Consider the following 19997-nt stretch of genomic DNA (forward strand, 5'->3'; position numbering starts at 1 on the left):
GCCGGATGTGGGGCCGGACAATCGGTTGCCGCCGCTGACGCCCTATTCCATCATGGGGGCTGTCCGACTGTTCCCGGATTCTGGAGCGGAACGGCGGGGAGGAACGTGGCGTGAGATGGAGTGGTCGCGATGCCGGGGTTTTCCGCCAATCTGGGCTTTCTGTGGACCGAGCTTTCGTTGCCGGAGGCGGTGCGCCGGGCCCATGCGGCCGGCTTTGACGCGGTCGAGTGCCATTGGCCCTATGAGGTTCCGCCTGCGGAGCTGCGGGCGGTGCTGGAGGAAACCGGCCTGCCGCTGCTGGGCCTGAACACGCGCAAGGGCGGTCAGGCGGGCGATTTCGGCCTGGCGGCGGTGACCGGCCGTGAGGCCGAGGCGCGGGCGGGGATCGACGAGGCGGTGGCCTATGCGGCGGCGGTAGGGGCACGGGCGGTGCATGTCATGGCCGGCCGGGCGGCGGAGGATGATACGGCGCGCGCGTTTTTCGACGCCAATCTCGCCTATGCCTGCAAGATGGCCGCGCCGCATGGGCTGACGATCCTGATCGAGCCGATCAATCACCGGGATGTCGCCGGCTATTTCCTGTCGCGGGTGGAGCAGGCCGCGGCGGTGATCGAGCGGGTCGGCGCCGACAATCTGAAGATCATGTTCGACTGCTATCACACCCAGATCATGCAGGGCGACCTGTTGCGCCGCTTTGAGGCGCATCGCGAGATGATCGGCCATGTGCAGATCGCGGCGGTGCCCTCGCGGGCGGAGCCGGACGAAGGGGAGATCTGCTACGAGCGCCTGATCGCCGACATGCGCAAATGCGGCTACGACGGCTATGTCGGTGCGGAATACCGGCCGCGGGCCGGGACCGACGCGGGGCTCGGCTGGCGTGCGATCTGCCGGAAGGGCTGAGACCTGCCAGCCGGCAACACGCGGGACCCGGGTTAGCGCGGCGGCATCCGGAACACGGCTTCGAAACCATCACTCCGGCTTGGTGCCGGCGAGTGCAGTTCCAGCTGGCCGTGCACCCCCTCGGCGATGGCGCGGGCAATGGCAAGACCCAAGCCGCTGCCGTCGGCGGTGGCCTCGCCGCGCTCGAAGCGGGCGGTTAGCCGGGCGAGGCTCTCCGGGGCAAGAGCGGGGCCGTCATTGATGACGCCGAGGCTGCCCGCCGCTGAGAGCGTGACCTGAACCGGACTGTCGGCGGGGCTGTGCTTCAGGGCGTTCTCGATCAGATTGCGGGTCAGGATGGCGAAGGCATCCGGGTCCATGTCCGACATCACCGGGGTGTCGGGAAGTCGAAGGTCGATGCGGTCGGCGGCCGAGGGGCCGGCAACGTCGGTGGCGATCATCTTCAGCAGTGGGCGCATGTCCGAAGCGGTCTCCGCATGCAACCGGCCGCTTTCCGCGCGCGAAAGCTGCATCAGTTTTTCGCTCATGCGGCTGAGGCGCTTCAGGGCACTCTCGATATCACCCGCCCGCCGTGCCGCATCCGCATCGCGCGTTTCGGCAATCAGCCGCTGGGTCTGCGCCAGAGCGGCGGCCAGCGGTGTGCGCAGTTCGTGGGCCGCATTGGCGGTGAAGCTGCGTTCCGCGTCGAGGGTGGCCCGTAGGCGGCTAAGTAGTTGGTTGATGGCGCGGGCCACGGGGGTGATTTCCGCCGGCAGCGTGCCGCTGTCCACCGGCGACAGGTCGCCGCCGCCGCGTGTCGCCAGTGCGGCGCTGAGGGCGCGAACCGGGCGCAAGGTTCGGCGCACCATCCACAAGATGCCGATCAGGCTGAGGGGGACCAGCAGCAGCAGCGGCAGCGCCATCGCCATTTGCGTTTCCCGCTCGATCCGGTCCCGGTGGTCGAGCGGTTCGGCAACGGCAATGGTGATGGTGCCCTGAAGGGCGGCGTCGTAGTAGAGCCGGTGGGTCGCGGTCTGGCGGAAGCCGGTGCCCTCGAACGGGGGGAAATCCGCCTCCACCGCCCGGTGTGAGCGCAGCAGGATCCGCCCCTGGTCGTCCCGCACCAGATAGGTGAAGAATTCGTCGTGGGTGCGCAGGGTGCTGATCCGGCGGCTGACCCCTTGCTCCTCACGGTCGATGATGTCGAGCACCGCCAATGGCAGGAGGCGCTGGGCGGTTTCCTCCAGCGTGCTGTCGAACATCTCGCCCATTTCCCGGCGCAGGATCGACGTGGTGGTTACCGCGGTCGCGGCCCAGAGCAAGGCGATGCCAAGGCCGATGGCGAGCGCCAGCCGTCCTTGCAGCGAGCCGGGAAGCCGGCTCATTGCGCCGCGCCCAGCCGGTAGCCAAGGCCCCGCACGGTCTCGATGGCCTCCCGCCCCAGTTTCTTGCGCAGCCGGCTGACATGCACCTCGATGGTGTTGCTCTCGATCTCCGTGTCGAAGGAATAAAGCCGCTCTTCAAGCTGCGCTTTGGACAGAAGCTGTCCCGGGTGCTGGAAGAAGGCCTCGAACAACACCCACTCACGGGCGGTGAGGGCGATCGGCTTGCCGGCGCGCCGGACCGAACGGGCGGCGCTGTCGATCTCAAGATCGCCGAGCTTGAAAAGCGGGTTCGGGTTGCCGGCGTAGCGCCGGGCCACCGCATTCAGCCGGGCGGACAGCTCGGCCAGATCGAAGGGCTTGACCATGTAGTCGTCGGCGCCGGCGTTGAGCCCGTCGATCCGGTCGCTGAGCTGGTCGAGGGCGGTCAGGATGATCACCGGCGTGATGTCGCCGCGCCCGCGCAAGGCACGCAGGAACGGCTGGCCGCGCCCGTCGGGCAGCATCAGATCCAGCAGGATCAGGTCATAGGCGGCGGCCTCCTGCAGGGCGGAGGCCTCGTCGAGCCGGGTTGCCCAGTCGACGGAGTGGCCGTCGGCGGCGATCTGGTCGCGCACCGCCGCGCCCAGCACCGCGTCATCCTCGATCAGAAGCACCCGCATTGCGTTTCGGTTTCCATCCGTTGTGTCGGTTTCTTGTGGGCCATCAACCTGACAGCAACCTGAAGGCAATTGTGCACCGACCTTCAGGTGGTTGTCAGCTTGGCCGGTCATAAGTCCCCATCAAATCCTTATCGAGGAGAGGGACGATGAAGAAATCCGCGATGATCGCGGCGCTGCTGGCGGCACTCGTCATGGCCGGCGGCGTCCGTGCCGATGACGATGATTGCCAGGTGCCGATGGCCGACTGGAAGCCGCGCGCGGCGGTGGAGGCGATGGCCAAGGCAAAGGGCTGGACCGTGCGCCGCATCAAGACCGATGACGGCTGCTACAAGCTGAAGGGACGGGACGCGGACGGCCGCAAGATGAAGGCCAAGATCGATCCGGCGACGCTGGCGATTGTCGAGATCGAGTACCGCGACGACGACGACCACCGCCGCCGCGATCATGACCGCGACCGCAAGCACAAGCACAAGCCGGCACCGACGGGTGCGGTCTCGCCGCCGAACAACGGATTGTTCAACACCACGTCCCCCGCGCAGCCGGTGGTGAAGTGAAACCTCTTGCAGACGGTCTGATGCGATAAGGCAACCGCGTGCGGTACGAACCTCGCACCCGGTCCGCGCCTTGTCTTTCGCGCCGCCACGCGTTCCTGAAACCGGAGAAGAAAATGAAACCGTTCCTTGCCGTCATGGCCCTGACCACGGCCCTTGTCGCGCCGGACCTGGCCATGGCCAAGCAGGTCACCCTGACCACCACCCTCAACAACTACGGCGGCGATGGCGCCTATCTGGCGTTCTACGTCACCGATGCCAATGGCGCCTACAAGGGCAGCCTGTGGATGGCCGGCGGCAAGTCCAAGTACTACGAGCATCTGAGCGACTGGTTCCGGGCAACCGCCGGCAATGCGGCGGAAATCAACGGCATCACCGGGGCCAGCGTCGGGGCGGGACAGTCCCTCACGGTGACGCTGGATCTGGCCGATGCGCTGTTCGATGCCGGCTACGAGCTGCATATCGATGCCGCGGTGGAAGACATGCGCGACAGCCCCTCGGAGGTGGTCATTCCGCTGACCCGCGAAGGGGCGGGCCAGGCCGTGCGTGGCCGCCGCTACATCGAAACCTTCAGCTACGACATGTGACGCGGGAAGACGAGATAAAGTCATGTTGCGTTCCCTGCACAAGATCCCCGGCCTTGTCGCCGCGGCTCTGATCCTTCTGCTCGCCACCACCGGTGTGGTGCTGTCGGTGCTGCCGGCGCTGGAAACGGCGCAGGCCCCGGCGGTGACCACGCCGGCGCCGAACACTGCCGAACTTGCGGCCCGGGTCGCCGCCGCCTATCCGGGCGTGGAGCAGATCCGGCGTGCGCCTTCCGGCCTGATCACGGCGTTCTATTTCGAGAATGACCGTCCGGGCCGGGTGGTGATCGACCCGGTGACCGGTGAAGGTGTCAGGGACTATACCCCCTCGGCCTTTTCCCGCTGGATGACCAATCTGCACCGTTCCCTGTTTCTGGACGATGGCGGACGGTTGACGGCCGCCGCCGGCGCGCTTGCCATGCTGGTTCTGTGCGTCTCCGGCTGTCTGCTCACCGTGCGGCGTGTGGGCGGCTGGCGCCGGCTTTTCTCGCGCCTGCGCGGACCGCTGGCGGGCCGTCTGCATGTGGAAATTGCCCGTATCGCCCTGCCGGGGCTGCTCTTGTCGTCGCTGACCGCGCTGGTGATGACCGCCGGAACCTTCGGCGTGCTGCCCTCGGACCGGGCCGCGCCGCTCTTTCCCACCGAGGTGAGCGAGACGATGGGCGCGGCGCCCGGCGAGATCGCCGCGCTGGCGGCGGTGCCGCTGGAGGATCTGCGCGAGCTGACCTTTCCCTATCCGGGCGATGCCACCGACGTCTTCACGCTGAAGACCGTGTCTGGCACCGGCTATCTGGATCAGGGAACCGGTGCCATGCTGGTTTGGGCCGATCACGGCCCCTGGCAGCAGCTTTCCGCCACCGTCAAGATGCTGCACACGGGCAGGGGCGCCTGGGTGCTGGGGCTTGTCCTCGGCCTGACCACGCTCGGTGCGCCGGTGCTGGCGGTGACCGGGATCATTGTCTGGCTAAGCGGGCGCCGCGCGCGGCCGCGCCTTCCGGCCGGCGCACGTGCCGATCGGGCCGACACGATCGTGCTTGTCGGCAGCGAGGGCGGCAGCACCTGGGGCTTTGCCGCGACCCTGCACAAGGGGCTGATGGCCGCCGGGCACACGGTGCACACCGCCGCGCTCTCCCGCTTCGCGCCGGAGCGCTACACCAACGCGCGGCAGGTCATCATCCTCGCCTCCACCTATGGCGATGGCGCCGCGCCGTCCTCCGCGCAAGGCTTTGCCGATCGGCTGGCGGCGCTGCCGGCGGCACCGGCGATGCCCTTGGCGGTCCTTGGTTTCGGTGACCGGCAGTTCCCCGATTTTTGCGGCTATGCCTGCGAGATCGCACGCCTTGCCGAGGAAAAGGGCTGGCCGCAACTCCTGCCGCTCGACCGGGTGGATCGGCAGTCGCCACAGGATTTCGCCCGCTGGGGACGGGCGCTCGGCCAGGCGCTGGGCCACCCGCTGGAACTGGCGCACCAGCCGGCCCTGGCGCCGACCCATCCGCTGACGCTGATCTCGCGTCGGGACTATGGCGCGGAGATGCAGGCGCCGACCTCGATCCTGCGCTTTGCCCTGCCGTCCATCGGGCTCTGGCAGCGGATCACCGGCAGAGGCTTCCCGAGCTTTGCCGCCGGCGATCTGTTGGGCATCCTGCCGGAAGGCTCGGCGGTGCCGCGTTTCTACTCGCTTGCCTCGGCCAGCCGCGACGGTTTTGTCGAGATCTGCGTGAAGAAGCACACCGGCGGCCTGTGTTCCGGCCAGCTCATCGGGCTTCGTCCCGGCGGCACGGTGCGCGGCTTCATCCGTCGCAACCCGGACTTCCGCCCGGTCGGCAACCGCAAGCCGGTGATCCTGATCGGTGCCGGCACCGGCATCGGACCGCTGGCCGGCTTTGCCCGGGCAAACCGCAAGGGGCGCGACATGCATCTTTATTTCGGTGCGCGGCACCCGAAGTCGGATCTTCTCTATGATGAGGAGCTGCGCCAGTGGCAGGCGAATGGTCGGCTCACCAGCGTCAACACCGCGTTTTCGCGGACGGCGGACCGGTCCTATGTTCAGGATATCCTGCGCAAGGACGCGGCGCGGATCACTGACCTGATCGAAGGCGGCGCCCAGGTGCTGGTGTGCGGCGGACGGGAGATGGCAAGCGGCGTGACGGCGGCGATGGCAGATATCCTGCAGCCGAAGGGGCTGACGCCGGCCACGTTGAAGGCGGAAGGCCGATATGTCGAAGATGTCTACTGATCCGGCATTGGTCGCTCTTGACGGTCCGGTGATGGGCACCCGCTGGTCGGCGCTGTTCCGGGCGCCGGCCGGACTGGACAGCGAAGCGGTCCGCGCCGCGCTGGCCGCCAGCGTCGGCGAGGTGGACCGGCAGATGTCCACCTACCAGCCCCAGTCGGATCTGATGCGGCTGAACCGGGCGCCGGCAGGGGTGTGGATGCCGGTTCCCGAGCGGCTGTTCGAAGTGCTGGCGCGTGGGCTGGCCATCGGCCGCGCCTCGCGTGGCGCCTTCGATATCGGCATGGGCGATGTGGTCGCCGCCTGGGGGTTTGGTCCGGATGCGGCGGATGTCCAGGCGGTGAAGGCGGCGCTCGGCAAGACCCGGCCGCCGGCGCATGAGCTCTTGGAACTCGATGCGGCCGCGCTGACCGTGCACAAAGGCGGGCCGGTCGCCATTGATCTGTCCGGCATTGCCAAGGGGTATGGCGCCGACCGAATGATCAAGGCGCTGGACGGGTTCGGCATCCGTGACGCGCTTGTCGGGCTTGATGGCGAGATGCGCGCGCGCGGGCTGCGCGGCGACGGCAGACCCTGGACCGTTGCGGTGGAACGGCCCGACTATGAAACACGCACCGCATTGTCGGTTCTGGAGTTGGAGGATGCGGCGGTGGCCACCTCCGGCGACTATCGTCATTGGGTTGAGGTTGGCGGGCGGCGCCTGTCGCACACCATGGACCGGCGGCGCGGCGGGCCGGTGGATGGCGGGCTTGCCTCGGTCTCCGTGGTGGCCGAAACCTGTATGGATGCCGATGCCTGGGCGACTGCGCTGATGGTGCTGGGCCTGCCCGCTGGGCTGGAGATGGCGCGCGAACAGAAGCTGGACGCCCTGTTCATCGAACGTGACGGTGCCGGGTTTCGCCTACACCGGACCGGAGCAATTTTCAATGCCCCCGATCGGGTCGCGGTTTCGACGGTCGGGTGAGGAGAACGATTGAATGTATGGAGTGGTTCGTAGCCGGCTGAATGTTGTTCTGGTGGCGCTTGCCCTTGCGGGGTTGCTCGGCGGTCTTGCTGCCCTTTGGTTTGGCACGCGGGGGCTGGCGGATACGGTCTGGATGCTTGGCGTTGCACCGGTGCTGCTGGCGTTGGTCGTCGAGATCGTGCAGAGCCTGCGCCGGGGCGAGGTCGGTCTCGATATCGTTGCCGCGCTCTCCATGTCGGCGGCGATGCTGTTCGGCGAGACGCTCGCCGCCGCCATCGTCGCGCTGATGTATTCCGGCGGCAGTTTTCTGGAAAGCTTCGCCGAAGGGCGGGCGCGGCGGGAAATGAGCGATCTGCTCTCCCGGGTGCCGCGCAGTGCCATGCGCCATCGCAACGGAGCGCTGGATGAGGTGCCGCTGGAGGAAATCGAGCCGGGAGACCTCCTGCTGATCCGCCAGGGCGATGTGGTGCCGGTGGATGGCACGGTTGCCGGCAGCCAAGCGGTGCTCGACCAGTCGGCGCTGACCGGCGAATCGCTGCCGGTGCGTCTTGGCCGCGACCACGAAGTCATGAGCGGGTCGAGCAATGTGGGCGAGCCGTTCGACATGGTGGCGAGCCGCCGCGTCGGCGACAGCACCTACGCCGGCATTGTCCGGCTGGTGGAGGCGGCGCAGCGCTCCCGGGCGCCGATGGCGCGTCTGGCCGACCGCTATTCGCTGTTGTTTTTGCTGGTGACCGTGGTGCTGGCGGGGCTCGCCTGGTGGCTTACCGGGGATCCCATTCGCGCGGTTGCCGTTCTGGTGGTGGCAACGCCCTGTCCGCTGATCCTCGCCGTTCCGGTGGCGCTCGTCGCCGGCCTGTCGCGGGCGGCACATTTCGGCGTGCTGATCAAGGGCGCGAAGGCGCTGGAGGCGCTGGCGCGGGTGCGCGGTCTGGTGCTGGACAAGACCGGCACCCTCACCGACGGCCGTCCGCGTATTGTCGCCATCCACTCGGCGGGCGATCTGGACCCGGCGCGGATGCTTGGCTTCGCCGCAGCGCTCGATCAGGTGTCCAAGCACCCCATCGCCCAGGCGATTGTCGCCGATGCGCGGGCACGCGGAATGACCTTGCCGATCCCTGACACTCTCAGGGAAATTCCGGGTGAGGGGGTCCTTGGGCATGTCGAGGGTCATGAGGTGGTCGTCGGCGGCACGGCTTTCGTGATGGCGCGGGTGACGGAGGGCGGACCGGCCGAGCCGATCCGCGAGGATGGCGCGGCGGTGGTGGCGCTGGCGGTGGATGGCCGGTTCGCCGGGCATATCCTTTTGGCGGACACCTTGCGGGAGGGCACGTCAGAATTTCTCTCCGGTCTGCGCCGGCTGGGCGTGAAACGCATTCTCCTGGCAACCGGGGATCGCCAGGCCGTGGCCGCCCATGTGGCCGACGGGCTCGATTTCGACAAGATCCGCGCGGAGCTGGCGCCGGAAGAGAAGGTTGGGCTGGTGCTGGAGGAGCGCGGGGCCGGCCCGGTGATGATGGTCGGCGATGGGGTCAATGACGCCCCGGCGCTGGCCGCCGCCGATGTGGGCGTGGCGATGGGCGCGCGCGGTGCTGCCGCTTCCGCCGAGGCCGCCGATGTGGTGTTGCTGGTGGACCGCCTCGACCGGCTGTTGCCGGGGCTGGAAATCGCTCAACGAGCCCGGCACATCGCCCTGGAAAGCGTGGTGGTCGGCATCGGCCTGTCCGTCCTGGGCATGATTGCCGCCGCCTTCGGCTATCTCGCGCCGGTGCAAGGCGCGGTCCTGCAGGAAGTGATCGACGTGGCGGTGATCCTCAATGCCCTGCGCGCCTTGCGGATCCGTCCGACCGCCCCCGGTGAGACCATGGACGTCCCCCAGCCGGCGGGCGTGCCCGAAGCCGCCGTCTGACGAGCGGCTTTCCGGCACGTAGCAAGATCAGCCGGGGGTGCCGATATCCACCGGCGCCACCGACACCGTCTTGGTGATGGCAAAGCACAGCGTGCCGGGCTCAAGGCCGAGCGCGTCGGCGGACCGGCGGGTGATCCGGGCCAGAATCCGGTCCTCGCCGGCCTGAAGCTGCACCACCACCCCAGGTCCTTGGCCGCGCCGCAGCGCCGAGACGGTGGCCGGCAGGATATTGAGCGCGGAAATGTCCTGCGGACGGCTGCGGGCCAGCATCACGTCCTGCGCTTCGATGCGGATCCGGATCACGGTGTCGGGCTCGGCCAGCCAGCCGGGCAGAAACAGGCTGCCGGCGGAAACGGCAACCTCGGTCAGATCGTCCGGATGGTGACGCACCACGCGTCCGGTCAGCACCGAGCCCGCCTGGCGCACGCCAAAGGCAGGCACCGCTTCCGGATCGGACAGGATTTCCGCCGCCGGCCCGGCGCGCACCACCTGCCCCCCTTCCAGCACCACCACGGTGGTGGCCAGCCGGGCCACCTCGGCGATGGAATGGCTGACATAGAGGATCGGCACGTCTTCTTCGTCGCGGATGCGCTCCAGATAGGGCAGGATTTCCGACTTCCGCGCCTCGTCGAGCGCGGCGAGCGGTTCGTCCATCAACAGAAGCCGTGGCCGCGACAGCAGCGCCCGGCCGATGGCGACACGCTGCTTTTCCCCGCCGGACAGCGCGCCGGGATGGCGGCCAAGCAACCCACCGATGCCGAGCAGTGATACCACCCGGTCGAATTCCGCCGCGTCGCGGGCGGCGCCGGAGAACCAGCGGCCATAGGTCAGGTTCTGGCGCACCGTCAGATGCGGGAACAGCCGTCCTTCCTGAAACACGTAGCCGACGCGCCGCTTGTGCGGCGGAACCCAGATCCGGCGGGCCGTGTCGACAAGATCGCCGCCATTGATCGCCACCCGCCCCTCATGCGGCTTGAGCAACCCGGCCACGGCGTTGACCACCGTCGTCTTGCCCGAGCCGGAGCGCCCGAACAGCGCCGTGACCCCGGCCGGGGCGGTGAAGTCCACATCGAGGGAGAAGCCAGACAGCGCGTGGCGAAGGGACACATGCAGCATCAGCGCCCCCCGATCCGGCGGGCGACGCGGGTCGCCACCAGTTCCGACACCAAAAGGGCGGTCATGGCCACGGCCACGGAAATCACCACGAGCCGCAGGGCGGAGCTTTCCCCGCCGGGCACTTGCAGGAAGGCGTAGATGGCGGAGGGCACGGTCTGGGTCTGCCCGGGGATGTTGGAAACGAAGGTGATGGTCGCGCCGAACTCGCCCATCGCCTTGGCGAAGGCGAGGATACTGCCGGCGATGATGCCGGGCAGGATCAGCGGCAGCGTGACCGTCAGGAACACCCAGAGCCTTGAAGCGCCGAGGGTCGCCCCGGCCTGTTCCAGCTTGGGGTCGACCGCCTCGATCGACAGCCGGATGGCCCGCACCATCAGCGGGAAGGCCATCACCCCGGCGGCCAGCGCCGCGCCGGTCCAGCGAAAGGCGAAGACGATGCCGAAGGTCTCGCTGAGAAAGCCGCCGATGGGCCCTCGCGTGCCGAAGGTCAGGAGCAGCAGATAGCCGGTCACCACCGGCGGCAGGATCAGCGGCAGATGCACGATGCCGTTGAGAAGCTGCCTGCCCGGGAAATTGCCCCGGGCAAGCGCATGGGCCACCAGAATGCCTGGCGGCAGACTGACGAGGGTCGCCCAGAAGGAAACGCGCAAGGAAAGCGCCAGGGCGTTCCACTCCGCGGGGCCGAGCCAGTCCATCGGTGCCATCTAGGATCCAGCCCCATCACTGAGGCTGACATGGCATGGGAAATGGCAAAGCCTCGCGAGGAAGGGCGTGCGGAGCAGGCTTGTTGCCCACTCAAACGTGCTGACGAGGCAGGGTGAAGCCATTTCCATGTCCTTCAAGATTTGACCGGATTGCGCCTGCTCTGCGTCGCGAAAGGCTTGAAAATGAACCACATTTCCTGCGCTTCCTCTTCTTGATCAGGAGCAATCCGCCTCAAACCATTTCGATCTCATTTATGGGGCTGGACCCTAGTCCGCGACGACCACGAAGCCCTGCCGCTCGAAGGCGGCGCGGGCGACCGGGCCGCGCAGATAGGCGAGGAAGTCCGCATTCAGCGGGTTGCCGCTGGCCGCAATGGCCGCCGCCGGATAGACGATCGGCGGATGGCTGTCCTTGGGAAAGGTGCCGACCACGGTCACATTGGCATCGGCGGCCGCGTCCGTGGCATAGACGATGCCATAGGGGGCTTCGCCGGAGGAGACGAGGCGCAGGGCAGCGCGCACATTGTCCGCCTGAGCGACCTTCGGCGCGACCTGGTCCCAGACGCCGAGGGTTTCCAGCGCCGCCTTGCCGTAGATGCCTGCCGGAACCGCCTCGACCAGCGCCATTGCCAGCCGGTGCTCGCCGAGCAGCCCGGCCAGATCGAAGTTCGGGGCGATCTCCACCTTGGCCGCATCCGGCCCGTGGGCGATCAGCACGATGGCGTTGTTGAGCAGATCGAAGCGGCTGCCCTTGGCGATCAGCCCTTCATCCTGCAGCGTGGTCATCCAGCCCGGATTGGCGGAAATGAACACATCCGCCGGGGCGCCCTGCTGGATCTGCCGGGCCAGCGCGGAGGAGCCGGCCAGCGACACGGTCGCCGTGTGACCGGTGTCCTCGGTCCATTTCGCCGAGATCTCGTCCATCGCGTTCTTCATGCTGGCGGCGGCGAAGACGGTGACGTTGCCTGCGCGGGCCGATGGCGGGGCAAGCAGGAGGAAAACGCCGAGGACTGCCGCAAGGGCGAGGCGAAGAGGGTGGGCCGGTGGGCTGAGTGTCATGAAAGGCTCCCGAGGATTCGATATGTTCGGCCGGGAATATCGCAACCCTGCCTGTGTCGGGCAAGCGTTATTTCCCGTCGGACATATCCCTTGTCAGCGCGCGGATGGCGCCGATCTCTCCCTGGCCGGCCTCGGCCACCCGGTCCTGCAGCCGGCGATAGTTTTCCAGAACGGTCTGGCCGGTTGGCGTGAGCTGGGCCGATCCGCCCTTGGAGCCGCCGCGCGCACTGAGGACCAGCGGTTCCCGGAACACCCGGTTCATCTCTTCCACCAGCATCCAGGCGCGTTTGTAGCTCATTTTCATGCGCCGGCCGGCGGCAGCGATCGAGCCGCTTTCGGCGATGCCCTCCAGGAGGTCCGCCTTGCCCGGTCCGAGGGCGACATCCGGCGTCAGCACGATCCGCACGCGCACGCCCGTGGTCTTGTTTCCCGTTTCCATGGATCGGTTTTAGCGCCCCTGCGTCCGGCTGTCATTTGCCGTCGGCAAAGGAGAGGCGGCGCCCGGGCGCCGGGGAAGAAAAAACCGCGCGGGGGGGCTCCCGCGCGGGTCTTGGCTCTAGGGGCTAGCTGGCGTTCGCCTTCACCAGATCGAGGGCGACGTCGGTGATCATGTCTTCCTGTCCGCCGACCATGCGGCGCTTGCCCAGTTCCACCAGAATGTCGCGGGTGTCGATGCCGAAGCGGTCCGACGCCTGTTCCGCATGGCGCAGGAAGCTGGAATAGACCCCGGCATAGCCGAGCGTCATGGTCTCCCGATCGACCCGCACCGGCCGGTCCTGCAGCGGCCGCACCAGCTCTTCGGCCGCGTCCTGCAGCTTGAACAGGTCGCAGCCATGCTCCCAGCCCATCAGGTTGGCCACCGCGATGAAGGCTTCCAGCGGCGTGTTGCCGGCGCCTGCCCCCATGCCGGCGAGCGAGGCATCGACCCGGGTCGCGCCATGCTCCACCGCCACCACCGAGTTCGCCACCGCCAGCGACAGGTTCTCATGCATATGCGCGCCGCGTACCGTCTCCGGTTTCAAAACCTTGTCATAGGCTTCGAACCGCGCCGCCACATCGCGCATCACCATGCCGCCGCCCGAATCGGTCACATAGACACAGGCCGCGCCATAGCTTTCCATCTTGGCCGCTTCGCCGGCCAGCACCTCCGGCGGCGTCATATGCGACATCATCAGAAAGCCGCTGACATCCATCCCCATCTCGACGGCGGCGGCGATATGCTGCGCCGACACATCCGCTTCGGTGGAATGGGTGGCGACGCGCACGGAGGTAACGCCCACATCCCGGGCACGGCGCAGGTCCTCGATGGTGCCGATGCCGGGGATCAGCAGCGTCGTCAGCCGGGCGCGTTTGCACACCTTCGCCGCTTCCGCGATCCAGGCCGCATCCGTGCATTTGCCGAAGCCATAGGTGAAGGTGGAGCCGGTCAGCCCGTCGCCATGGGCCACCTCGATGGCATCGACCCCCGCTTCGTCCAGCGCCTCGGCGATGGCGCGGACATGACCAAGGTCATACTGGTGACGCAGGGCGTGCATGCCATCGCGCAAGGTGACGTCCTGAAGATAAAGCTTGGTCATGTCAGGCGGCCTCCACCCAGTTGCGCTTCACCGCCAGGCGCTCGGCGGTGCGCAGCGCGGCGGAGGTCATGATGTCGAGATTGCCCGCATAGGCCGGCAGGTAGTGGGCCGCGCCCTCCACCTCCAGGAAGATCGAGACCTTGAGCCCGGTGAAGCTCCGGTCCATCTCCGGGATGGTGAGCGGGGCGTTGTCGCCGATCCGCTCGAACTGCACCTCCTGCTTCAGCCGGTAGCCCGGCACATAGGACTGCACCTCGGCCACCATTGCCGCAACCGAGGCGCGGATATCCGCCTCGTCGGCGTCGTCGCACAGGCAGAACACCGTGTCGCGCATGATCAGCGGCGGTTCGGCCGGATTGAGGATGATGATCGCCTTGCCGCGGGTGGCACCGCCCACCGCCTCGATCGCATGGGCGGTGGTCTCGGTGAACTCGTCGATGTTGGCGCGGGTGCCGGGCCCGGCGGATTTCGACGAGATGGAGGCGACGATCTCGCCGTAATGCACCTTGGCCACCCGGTTGACCGCCGCCACCATCGGGATGGTCGCCTGGCCGCCGCAGGTCACCATGTTGACGTTCGGCTCGGCGAGGTTCGCATCGAGATTGACCGAGGGCACGGTGAAGGGGCCAAGGGCCGCCGGGGTCAGGTCGATCACCTGCTTGCCATCGGCGATCAGCGCTTCGGAATGGCGCTTGTGGGCGCCGGCGGAGGTGGCATCGAAGACGATGCGAATGTCGCTGTACTCCGGCAGCGCGCGCAGGCCGTCGAGCCCCTCATGGGTGGTGGCAACGCCAAGGCGCTGCGCCCGGGCCAGCCCGTCGCTGGCCGGGTCGATGCCGACCATGGCGCCCATCTCCAGCACCTTCGACAGGCGCATGATCTTGATCATCAGGTCGGTGCCGATGTTGCCCGAGCCGATGATCGCGGCCTTGATCCTGTTCATTCTGCTTCTCCGAATGTGACGGCGGTCTCGCCAAAGCCTTCGATCTCGGCAACGAACCGGGCGCCGGGGGTGGCGGCGACCATCGACCCGAGCGCGCCGGACAGCACCACGTCGCCTTCGCCGAGCGGCCGGCCGGCCCGTGCCATCACCCGGGCGAGCCATAGAAGCGCGTTGAGCGGCGAGCCGAGGCAGGCGCGGCCGCTGCCTTCGCTGACCACCTGATCGCCGCAGCGCATTTGCATCCGGCAGTCGAGCAGGTCAGCGCCATCGAGCCGCCGCGCCGAGGGGCCGAGGGTGAAGAAGGCGGAAGAAGCGTTGTCGGCGACCGTATCGACAAAGCGGATGTCCCAGTTGGCGATGCGCGAGCCGACGATCTCAAGGCTCGGCACCACGTATTCCACCGCGCGGATCACCTCGGCCATGGTGCAGTCGGGCGCGGCGAGCGGCCGGCCGAGGATGAAGGCCAGCTCCGCCTCCGCCTTCATCTGCGCGCCGGCGACGAAGGGGATCTCGCCGTCATGGGGCACGTCCATGTCGGCAAACAGCATGCCGTAATCGGGCTGGTCGACGCCGAGCTGGCGCTGCACCGCCGGATTGGTCAGGCCGATCTTGCGGCCGACCAGGCGTCCGCCGGCGGCCAGCCGGTGCTGTGTGTTGATCTCCTGCACGGCATAGGCGTCTTCCGCCGTGGCAATCTCATCGCGCACCGGCAGGATCGGCGCGCCACGGGCGTCCGCCTCCCGCAGCGCACGGGCGATGTCATCAAGGGTCATTGCCATTTTCATCCCAATGAAGCCAGCGCCCCCGCGCAGGGGCCTGAACGGGCGCGGCGCGGGGGCTTGGGGAGACAGGAAGCCGAGGCGCTCAGGCGCTCTTGCGGTCCAGCAGGAAGTCGAGGTGCAACTGGTTGAACAGCGCCGCATCCTCGAACTGCGGCCAGTGACCGCAGGCGTTCATCACCACATAGCGGGCGCCCGGGATCAGGTCGGCGATCTTCTGGCCTTCCTCGGGCGTTGCCGTCGGATCATGCGAGGTCCACAGCACCAGCGTCGGCGCGGCGATGCGGCGGGTGTCCTCGTCGGAGAACATGTTGCGGCGGCGGATGTCCATCTCCTGCAGGCAGAGCACCCGTTCCATGGTTTCGGCGAACCCGTCCTGGGCGTAGATCGCCCGGCGGGTCTCCACCAGGTCGTCATTCACCTTGGAGGTGTCATGCATCAGGAATTCCAGTCGGCCGCGGATCCGCTCCGGGTTCGGGTCGTTGACCGCTTCCATCGACAGCCGCTTGATCCGCGCCATCACCTCCGGATGGGCGGTCCAGCCGCCGGAGGTGTTGAGAACGATCCGATCGACCGCCCCCGGGTGATGGATCGCCAGATGGGCGGCGACCCAGCCGCCGAGGGACTCGCCGGAGATATGCGCCCGCTCCCGGCCAAGCGCCTTGATCACCGCCAGAACGTGGTTGGCATAATCGGCGATTTCATAGCTGCCGGCCGGCTTGTCCGACCAGCCATGGCCGATCAGGTCGATGGCGACGGTCCAGAAATGCTCGCCATGGGCCGCCAGGTTCCGGCTGTAGGCTTCCGCATGGCCGCCGGTGCCGTGAATGAGGATCAGCAGCGGCTTGTCCGGCGAGCCGGAGGAGAGGTAGCGGGTGCGAATCCCACCGGCATCGAGAAAGCCCTGGGAAAAGGAGACGCCGGTGAGATCCGACCAGACGGAGAAATGCTGTTTGCTCATGGGTGTTGCTCTTTGTGAGTGCAGGCCTTCGGCCCGGTGTTCATGGAATGGGGAGCGCGGTGCGGGCACCTTGCAAGGTGCCCTGTCGCTTGCCTGCGTCGGTATTCCGGTCAGGCGGCCCGGCTGGCATGCAGGATGCCCATGCCGGTGATCCACTCGTCGATCGGCTCGTAGAACAGCTGCTCGGCCCGGTAGTCGGGACCAAGAGCGGCGAGCGCGGCGACCCAGGCCCGGACTTCGTGCCCGCCCCGGCCGCCGGTTGCCGACAGGGTCTCGTCCGACATGTCGTCGAGCACGGTCAGATCGCCGGCGGTGAAGGCGGTCATCAGCTTTTCGTCCCACTCCGGATTGAGCGGAAGGATCTCCGAGGTGCCGGCGGCCAGCGCGTAGCCCTCGTTGATCGCCCGGTTCTGCCGCGCCAGCCGCTGGCTGTGATTGAGCGGCCGGCCGGCGATCAATTGCTCGCGCACCGGCTGCGGCGCCGTCGTCAGGCTGGGGATCGGCGGATCGTGCGACAACCCGCCGGAGCCGATCATCAGCACCCGCTCCGGCAGGGCCTGCGCCCAGTCGCCGACGGCCCGACCAAGGGCACGCACCCGCTCGAAGGTGGGGCGCGGCGCGGCGGCGCAGTTGATGAAGACGGGAATGATCCGCGACAGCGAATGGCGGGCCGAAAGCAGTTCCAACGGCTGCATGGCGCCGTGGTCGACCTCCATGTCGAGGGAGACGGCGGTGTCGATCCCCTGGTCGAGCAGGCTGCGGGTCAGCGAGAAGGCGGCGGCCTCGGGGATGTCGAGCGCCCCCTGAACCGTGCCGAAATCACCGATCGAGGTGCCCGCCGCGCCGACGCAGAAGGAGGGCAGCAGCTTGTAGAAGAAGCCGTTGATGTGATCGGGGTAGAAGACGATGGTCAGGTCCGGCTGTGCCTGCTCCACCAGGCGTTCGGCGCGGGAAAGCGCTTCGCCGAAGCGCTGTTCGGCGCCCGGGTCCGCCCGGTTCCGGTCCATCAATGGACTGTGTGACATGCACATTGTGCCGACGATCATGATGCGATGCTCCCTGTGTTGTTCTGCCGGGCCAGCTCCGCGCGCCGCTGCGGCATCTGCCGTCTGTCAGGCGCCGGCGGGCATGGCCGCTCCTGTCCCGATTGGCGTATCCCTTGACCGGGAACAACACGGATCCCTAGAATGTTCGCATTGCGAACATGAAGGAGCGGGGCGGGATGCAGGAAGCCCGAGCGACCTACCGGAATGTCAGTTCGATCGGCCGGGGCCTGAAAGTGCTGGAAGCGCTGGGGGAGCTGGGCTGGGTGAAGATCGGCGTGCTCAGCGAGTATGCGGGGATCGACCGCTCGTCGCTGTACCGGATCGTCAACACGCTGGTCGAGCTTGGCTATGTCGCCCGCCGCAGCGAGGACGGGGCGATCTCATTGACCGAGAAGATCGCCCAACTCGCCGATGGGCTGAAGGACAATGACATTGTCGGCCAGACCGTGGCGCCGCATCTGCGGGCGTTGACGCGCAAGGTGCTGTGGCCGTGCGACTTCGCCAGCCTGACCTCCGGGGCGCTGGAGATCCAGTATTCCACCCACCGCATCAGCCCCATGTCGATCCACCGCAGCGTGGTCGGCAAGAAACGCCATCTGGTGCGCTCCGCGCTGGGGCGGGCGATCCTGTCGGCAATGACACGGGAAGAGCTGGAAACGGCTCTGGCCATCGTCCAGAGCCTTGGCGGGGAGGATGCCGCCGACATTGCCAATCGGCCGTATCTCGACTGGTTGATCGAGGAAACCCGGGGAGCCGGCTATGCCGGCTCCGCCGGGCAGGCGGACCCCAAGGTCGGGGCCATTGCCGCGCCGGTGATGGGGCCCGAAAGCGTGGTCGGCGCAGTCAATATCATCTTCTTTCGCAGCGCCATGACGCCGGCGGAGGCCGCCGAACGCTATCTCGACGACCTGCTCGGCTGCGTGGCGCGGATCGAGGCGGAGCTGCGCGTCAATCTGGAGCGCCCCTCCGCCACGTGACCGGCGGAAGGTCAGCCGCGCGCCAATGGCGGGAAGCGGGCCAGTGCTTCGGCGCCAGGCGAGACGTAGTGCCACTTGCGCCCCGCGTGCAGGCCGGTGCTGCGATGCAGGCTGCCCAGCATCTGCGCATAGGCAAGCGGAATGCCGATGCCGTCCATGACGCAGACCCCGTCGATTTCCGTCAGCCCCGCCTTGTAGACGACCTCCGCGACGATGCCTTCCGCCGGCACGATCACATCCGCGCCCATGGCAATCACCCGGCGCGACACCTCGGTGAAGCGGGCGATGTAGTCGGTCGGGTCGGCGAAGGCGTCCTCAAGTTCCTTTTCGTTGAGTGCCGGTTCCACCACCTCGATGCCGGCGATCCGGCCTTCGAACTTGTTGGAGGAGACCATGGTCTGCAGGAACCAGCGGTTCTCGTCATTGAGGGTGACAAGGCCGATCTTCTGCGCCATCGAGCAGCCGACGAGGATGGTGCTTTCCGGCATGGAGATCACGGGGATGTTCACCAGCGAGCGGCACTCGCGCAGGAACGGCGCGGTGTAGCTGCCGATGACAAAGGCGTCGTAGCCTTCGCGCTCCGCCCTCAGGCAGTTGGTGTAGAGCAGATTGCTGAGGGTCTGCTGGTAGAGATAGGGCGAGCCGATGAAATCGCTCGGCGAAAGACCGCCCCAGGTGTCGACGGGAACGCCGACGAAGGTCATCTGCGTGTCCGGATGCAGGATTTTTTCGTAATGGCGCAGCATGGATGCGTGGTAATGCGGGTAGTTTTCCAGATCGACGCTGGACTGATGCCAGATGCGCAAGATGTCTCGCTTTCCTGAATAGCTGGGCGGTGTGGGCGGGCGGGTCAGCCCATGTGGTAGCCGCCGTTGATGTCGAGGGTGGCGCCGGTGATATAGGCCGCGTCCGCCGACACCAGATAGGCGACGGCGGCGGCGACCTCCTCCGGCTGGCCGATCCGCGCCAGCGGCACGGCGGCGCTTGCTTCCGCGTCCTGTTCGGCCCGCAGGCCCGCGCGCAGCATGGGCGTGTCGATCAGGCCCGGCGCCACGCAGTTGACGGTGATCCCGTGCGGGGCCAGTTCGCGCGCCAGCCCCTTGGTGAAGCCGATCACCGCCGCCTTGCTGGCGATGTAGATCACCGAGGACTTGTGCCCGCCGAGCTGCGCCGCCGCCGAGGACAGGAACACCACCCGGCCATGGCGGCCAAGGTCGGTGCCGGCCTTCCGCGCCCGCCGGGCGTATTCGCGTCCGAGCAGGATCGTGCCCAGGGTGTTGATGTCGAGCACGTCGCGCAGGAGTGCGGTGTCCGTGTCGGCGATTGCCAGCCGCGAGCCATCGGCGGGCATGGGCGAAATCGCGGCGGTGTTGACCAGCACCGACACCGGGCCGAACTGCGTCTCGGCGTGGTCGAACAGCGCTTGCACCGCCTCCGGATCGCGGATGTCGAGGGCATGATGGCCGTGGCCACCGCCGAGCTCGGCGCAGACATCGCGCGCCGCCGCCGCGTCCCGGTCGGCGACAAGGACCTTGAGCCCCTGTGCCCCCAGCTTCCGGGCCGTGGCGGCACCGATGCCGCGCCCGCCGCCAACAACGATGGCGGTACGGTTTTCCGCTGTGGTAGCGCCGCCGTCAGACGGCGCGTCTGGTGGTGTGTGGGTGGTCATCG

20 protein-coding genes are annotated in these 19997 nt (G+C 67.7%); 7 read left to right on the forward strand and 13 right to left on the reverse strand.

Annotation, left to right across the window (positions count from 1 at the left end; translation table 11 throughout):
- The first annotated feature begins 129 nt into the window (after nucleotides 1–129).
- On the forward strand, nucleotides 130–900 hold the full coding sequence (locus tag IEV83_RS15415) for a hydroxypyruvate isomerase family protein (protein ID WP_181761302.1): 771 nt from the start codon (nucleotides 130–132) through the stop codon (nucleotides 898–900).
- Between the two features lie 32 nt (nucleotides 901–932).
- Here IEV83_RS15415 and IEV83_RS15420 read toward each other — a convergent pair whose 3' ends face one another.
- Complete coding sequence (locus tag IEV83_RS15420) at nucleotides 933–2264, reverse strand: ATP-binding protein (protein ID WP_181761301.1); 1332 nt, start codon at nucleotides 2262–2264, stop codon at nucleotides 933–935.
- On the reverse strand, nucleotides 2261–2923 hold the full coding sequence (locus tag IEV83_RS15425; RefSeq protein ID WP_181761300.1) for a response regulator transcription factor: 663 nt from the start codon (nucleotides 2921–2923) through the stop codon (nucleotides 2261–2263). The genes IEV83_RS15420 and IEV83_RS15425 overlap by 4 nt, the downstream gene beginning before the upstream one ends.
- 146 nt (nucleotides 2924–3069) lie before the next feature.
- Here IEV83_RS15425 and IEV83_RS15430 point away from each other — a divergent pair, with 146 nt between their 5' ends.
- From IEV83_RS15430 to IEV83_RS15450, 5 genes are all read left to right on the forward strand, one after another.
- Nucleotides 3070–3477: a PepSY domain-containing protein gene (locus tag IEV83_RS15430; protein WP_181761299.1), complete on the forward strand. Its 408-nt coding sequence runs from the start codon at nucleotides 3070–3072 to the stop codon at nucleotides 3475–3477.
- A 113-nt stretch (nucleotides 3478–3590) separates the two neighbouring features.
- Nucleotides 3591–4061 carry a DUF2271 domain-containing protein gene (locus IEV83_RS15435; RefSeq protein WP_181761298.1) on the forward strand — a complete coding sequence of 157 codons (471 nt, stop codon included), beginning with the start codon at nucleotides 3591–3593 and terminating at the stop codon, nucleotides 4059–4061.
- Between the two features lie 22 nt (nucleotides 4062–4083).
- Nucleotides 4084–6294 carry a PepSY domain-containing protein gene (locus tag IEV83_RS15440; RefSeq protein ID WP_181761297.1) on the forward strand — a complete coding sequence of 737 codons (2211 nt, stop codon included), beginning with the start codon at nucleotides 4084–4086 and terminating at the stop codon, nucleotides 6292–6294.
- The gene (locus IEV83_RS15445) at nucleotides 6275–7255 is read left to right on the forward strand and encodes an FAD:protein FMN transferase (protein ID WP_181761296.1); all 981 of its coding nucleotides are present in this window, start codon (nucleotides 6275–6277) and stop codon (nucleotides 7253–7255) included. Before IEV83_RS15440 ends, IEV83_RS15445 begins: the two co-directional genes overlap by 20 nt.
- A 13-nt stretch (nucleotides 7256–7268) precedes the next feature.
- Nucleotides 7269–9164: a heavy metal translocating P-type ATPase gene (locus IEV83_RS15450; protein ID WP_181761295.1), complete on the forward strand. Its 1896-nt coding sequence runs from the start codon at nucleotides 7269–7271 to the stop codon at nucleotides 9162–9164.
- A 27-nt stretch (nucleotides 9165–9191) separates the two neighbouring features.
- On the opposite strand, the gene modC is transcribed toward IEV83_RS15450, so the two are convergent.
- From modC to IEV83_RS15495, 9 genes are all read right to left on the reverse strand, one after another.
- On the reverse strand, nucleotides 9192–10283 hold the full coding sequence (gene modC, locus IEV83_RS15455) for a molybdenum ABC transporter ATP-binding protein (protein WP_371873479.1): 1092 nt from the start codon (nucleotides 10281–10283) through the stop codon (nucleotides 9192–9194).
- Nucleotides 10280–10975, reverse strand: a complete 696-nt coding sequence (gene modB, locus IEV83_RS15460; RefSeq protein WP_181761315.1) for a molybdate ABC transporter permease subunit — start codon at nucleotides 10973–10975, stop codon at nucleotides 10280–10282. Before modB ends, modC begins: the two co-directional genes overlap by 4 nt.
- Nucleotides 10976–11251: 276 nt before the next feature.
- Complete coding sequence (modA, locus tag IEV83_RS15465) at nucleotides 11252–12043, reverse strand: molybdate ABC transporter substrate-binding protein (RefSeq protein WP_181761293.1); 792 nt, start codon at nucleotides 12041–12043, stop codon at nucleotides 11252–11254.
- A gap of 67 nt (nucleotides 12044–12110) precedes the next feature.
- Complete coding sequence (locus IEV83_RS15470; protein ID WP_181761292.1) at nucleotides 12111–12482, reverse strand: winged helix-turn-helix domain-containing protein; 372 nt, start codon at nucleotides 12480–12482, stop codon at nucleotides 12111–12113.
- A 124-nt stretch (nucleotides 12483–12606) separates the two neighbouring features.
- A complete protein-coding gene (dmpG, locus tag IEV83_RS15475; RefSeq protein WP_181761291.1) occupies nucleotides 12607–13620 on the reverse strand; it encodes a 4-hydroxy-2-oxovalerate aldolase in 1014 nt (337 codons plus the stop codon).
- A gap of 1 nt (nucleotide 13621) precedes the next feature.
- Nucleotides 13622–14563 carry an acetaldehyde dehydrogenase (acetylating) gene (locus tag IEV83_RS15480; protein ID WP_181761290.1) on the reverse strand — a complete coding sequence of 314 codons (942 nt, stop codon included), beginning with the start codon at nucleotides 14561–14563 and terminating at the stop codon, nucleotides 13622–13624.
- Entirely contained in the window at nucleotides 14560–15336 is a 777-nt protein-coding gene (locus IEV83_RS15485; protein ID WP_280514006.1) for a 2-keto-4-pentenoate hydratase, read from the reverse strand. The genes IEV83_RS15480 and IEV83_RS15485 overlap by 4 nt, the downstream gene beginning before the upstream one ends.
- Before the next feature lie 91 nt (nucleotides 15337–15427).
- Nucleotides 15428–16303, reverse strand: coding sequence for an alpha/beta fold hydrolase (locus IEV83_RS15490; protein ID WP_181761288.1), 876 nt, complete (start codon nucleotides 16301–16303; stop codon nucleotides 15428–15430).
- A 110-nt stretch (nucleotides 16304–16413) separates the two neighbouring features.
- Nucleotides 16414–17349: a 3-carboxyethylcatechol 2,3-dioxygenase gene (locus IEV83_RS15495; RefSeq protein ID WP_181761287.1), complete on the reverse strand. Its 936-nt coding sequence runs from the start codon at nucleotides 17347–17349 to the stop codon at nucleotides 16414–16416.
- A 176-nt stretch (nucleotides 17350–17525) separates the two neighbouring features.
- Here IEV83_RS15495 and IEV83_RS15500 point away from each other — a divergent pair, with 176 nt between their 5' ends.
- On the forward strand, nucleotides 17526–18326 hold the full coding sequence (locus tag IEV83_RS15500; RefSeq protein WP_181761286.1) for an IclR family transcriptional regulator domain-containing protein: 801 nt from the start codon (nucleotides 17526–17528) through the stop codon (nucleotides 18324–18326).
- Nucleotides 18327–18337: 11 nt separating this feature from the next.
- Here IEV83_RS15500 and IEV83_RS15505 read toward each other — a convergent pair whose 3' ends face one another.
- Both IEV83_RS15505 and IEV83_RS15510 read right to left on the reverse strand, forming a co-directional pair.
- On the reverse strand, nucleotides 18338–19132 hold the full coding sequence (locus IEV83_RS15505) for an aspartate/glutamate racemase family protein (RefSeq protein WP_181761285.1): 795 nt from the start codon (nucleotides 19130–19132) through the stop codon (nucleotides 18338–18340).
- A gap of 44 nt (nucleotides 19133–19176) precedes the next feature.
- Nucleotides 19177–19995 carry an SDR family NAD(P)-dependent oxidoreductase gene (locus IEV83_RS15510; protein WP_181761284.1) on the reverse strand — a complete coding sequence of 273 codons (819 nt, stop codon included), beginning with the start codon at nucleotides 19993–19995 and terminating at the stop codon, nucleotides 19177–19179.
- Nucleotides 19996–19997: the final 2 nt, after the last annotated feature.

The sequence above is a fragment of the Stappia taiwanensis genome, from assembly GCF_014635285.1.
Taxonomy (GTDB): Bacteria; Pseudomonadota; Alphaproteobacteria; order Rhizobiales; family Stappiaceae; genus Stappia; species Stappia taiwanensis.

Excerpts from the sequence above, each read along its gene's own strand:
- IEV83_RS15470 (WP_181761292.1), bottom strand. The coding sequence starts at position 12,482 with ATGGAAACGGGAAACAAGACCACGGGCGTGCGCGTGCGGATCGTGCTG.
- IEV83_RS15415 (WP_181761302.1), top strand. The coding sequence starts at position 130 with ATGCCGGGGTTTTCCGCCAATCTGGGCTTTCTGTGGACCGAGCTTTCG.
- IEV83_RS15510 (WP_181761284.1), bottom strand. The coding sequence starts at position 19,995 with ATGACCACCCACACACCACCAGACGCGCCGTCTGACGGCGGCGCTACC.
- IEV83_RS15495 (WP_181761287.1), bottom strand. The coding sequence starts at position 17,349 with ATGATCGTCGGCACAATGTGCATGTCACACAGTCCATTGATGGACCGG.
- IEV83_RS15430 (WP_181761299.1), top strand. The coding sequence starts at position 3,070 with ATGAAGAAATCCGCGATGATCGCGGCGCTGCTGGCGGCACTCGTCATG.
- IEV83_RS15500 (WP_181761286.1), top strand. The coding sequence starts at position 17,526 with ATGCAGGAAGCCCGAGCGACCTACCGGAATGTCAGTTCGATCGGCCGG.
- IEV83_RS15425 (WP_181761300.1), bottom strand. The coding sequence starts at position 2,923 with ATGCGGGTGCTTCTGATCGAGGATGACGCGGTGCTGGGCGCGGCGGTG.
- IEV83_RS15440 (WP_181761297.1), top strand. The coding sequence starts at position 4,084 with ATGTTGCGTTCCCTGCACAAGATCCCCGGCCTTGTCGCCGCGGCTCTG.
- dmpG (WP_181761291.1), bottom strand. The coding sequence starts at position 13,620 with ATGACCAAGCTTTATCTTCAGGACGTCACCTTGCGCGATGGCATGCAC.
- IEV83_RS15485 (WP_280514006.1), bottom strand. The coding sequence starts at position 15,336 with ATGACCCTTGATGACATCGCCCGTGCGCTGCGGGAGGCGGACGCCCGT.
- IEV83_RS15445 (WP_181761296.1), top strand. The coding sequence starts at position 6,275 with ATGTCGAAGATGTCTACTGATCCGGCATTGGTCGCTCTTGACGGTCCG.
- IEV83_RS15490 (WP_181761288.1), bottom strand. The coding sequence starts at position 16,303 with ATGAGCAAACAGCATTTCTCCGTCTGGTCGGATCTCACCGGCGTCTCC.
- IEV83_RS15450 (WP_181761295.1), top strand. The coding sequence starts at position 7,269 with ATGTATGGAGTGGTTCGTAGCCGGCTGAATGTTGTTCTGGTGGCGCTT.
- IEV83_RS15420 (WP_181761301.1), bottom strand. The coding sequence starts at position 2,264 with ATGAGCCGGCTTCCCGGCTCGCTGCAAGGACGGCTGGCGCTCGCCATC.
- modB (WP_181761315.1), bottom strand. The coding sequence starts at position 10,975 with ATGGACTGGCTCGGCCCCGCGGAGTGGAACGCCCTGGCGCTTTCCTTG.
- IEV83_RS15480 (WP_181761290.1), bottom strand. The coding sequence starts at position 14,563 with ATGAACAGGATCAAGGCCGCGATCATCGGCTCGGGCAACATCGGCACC.
- modA (WP_181761293.1), bottom strand. The coding sequence starts at position 12,043 with ATGACACTCAGCCCACCGGCCCACCCTCTTCGCCTCGCCCTTGCGGCA.
- IEV83_RS15435 (WP_181761298.1), top strand. The coding sequence starts at position 3,591 with ATGAAACCGTTCCTTGCCGTCATGGCCCTGACCACGGCCCTTGTCGCG.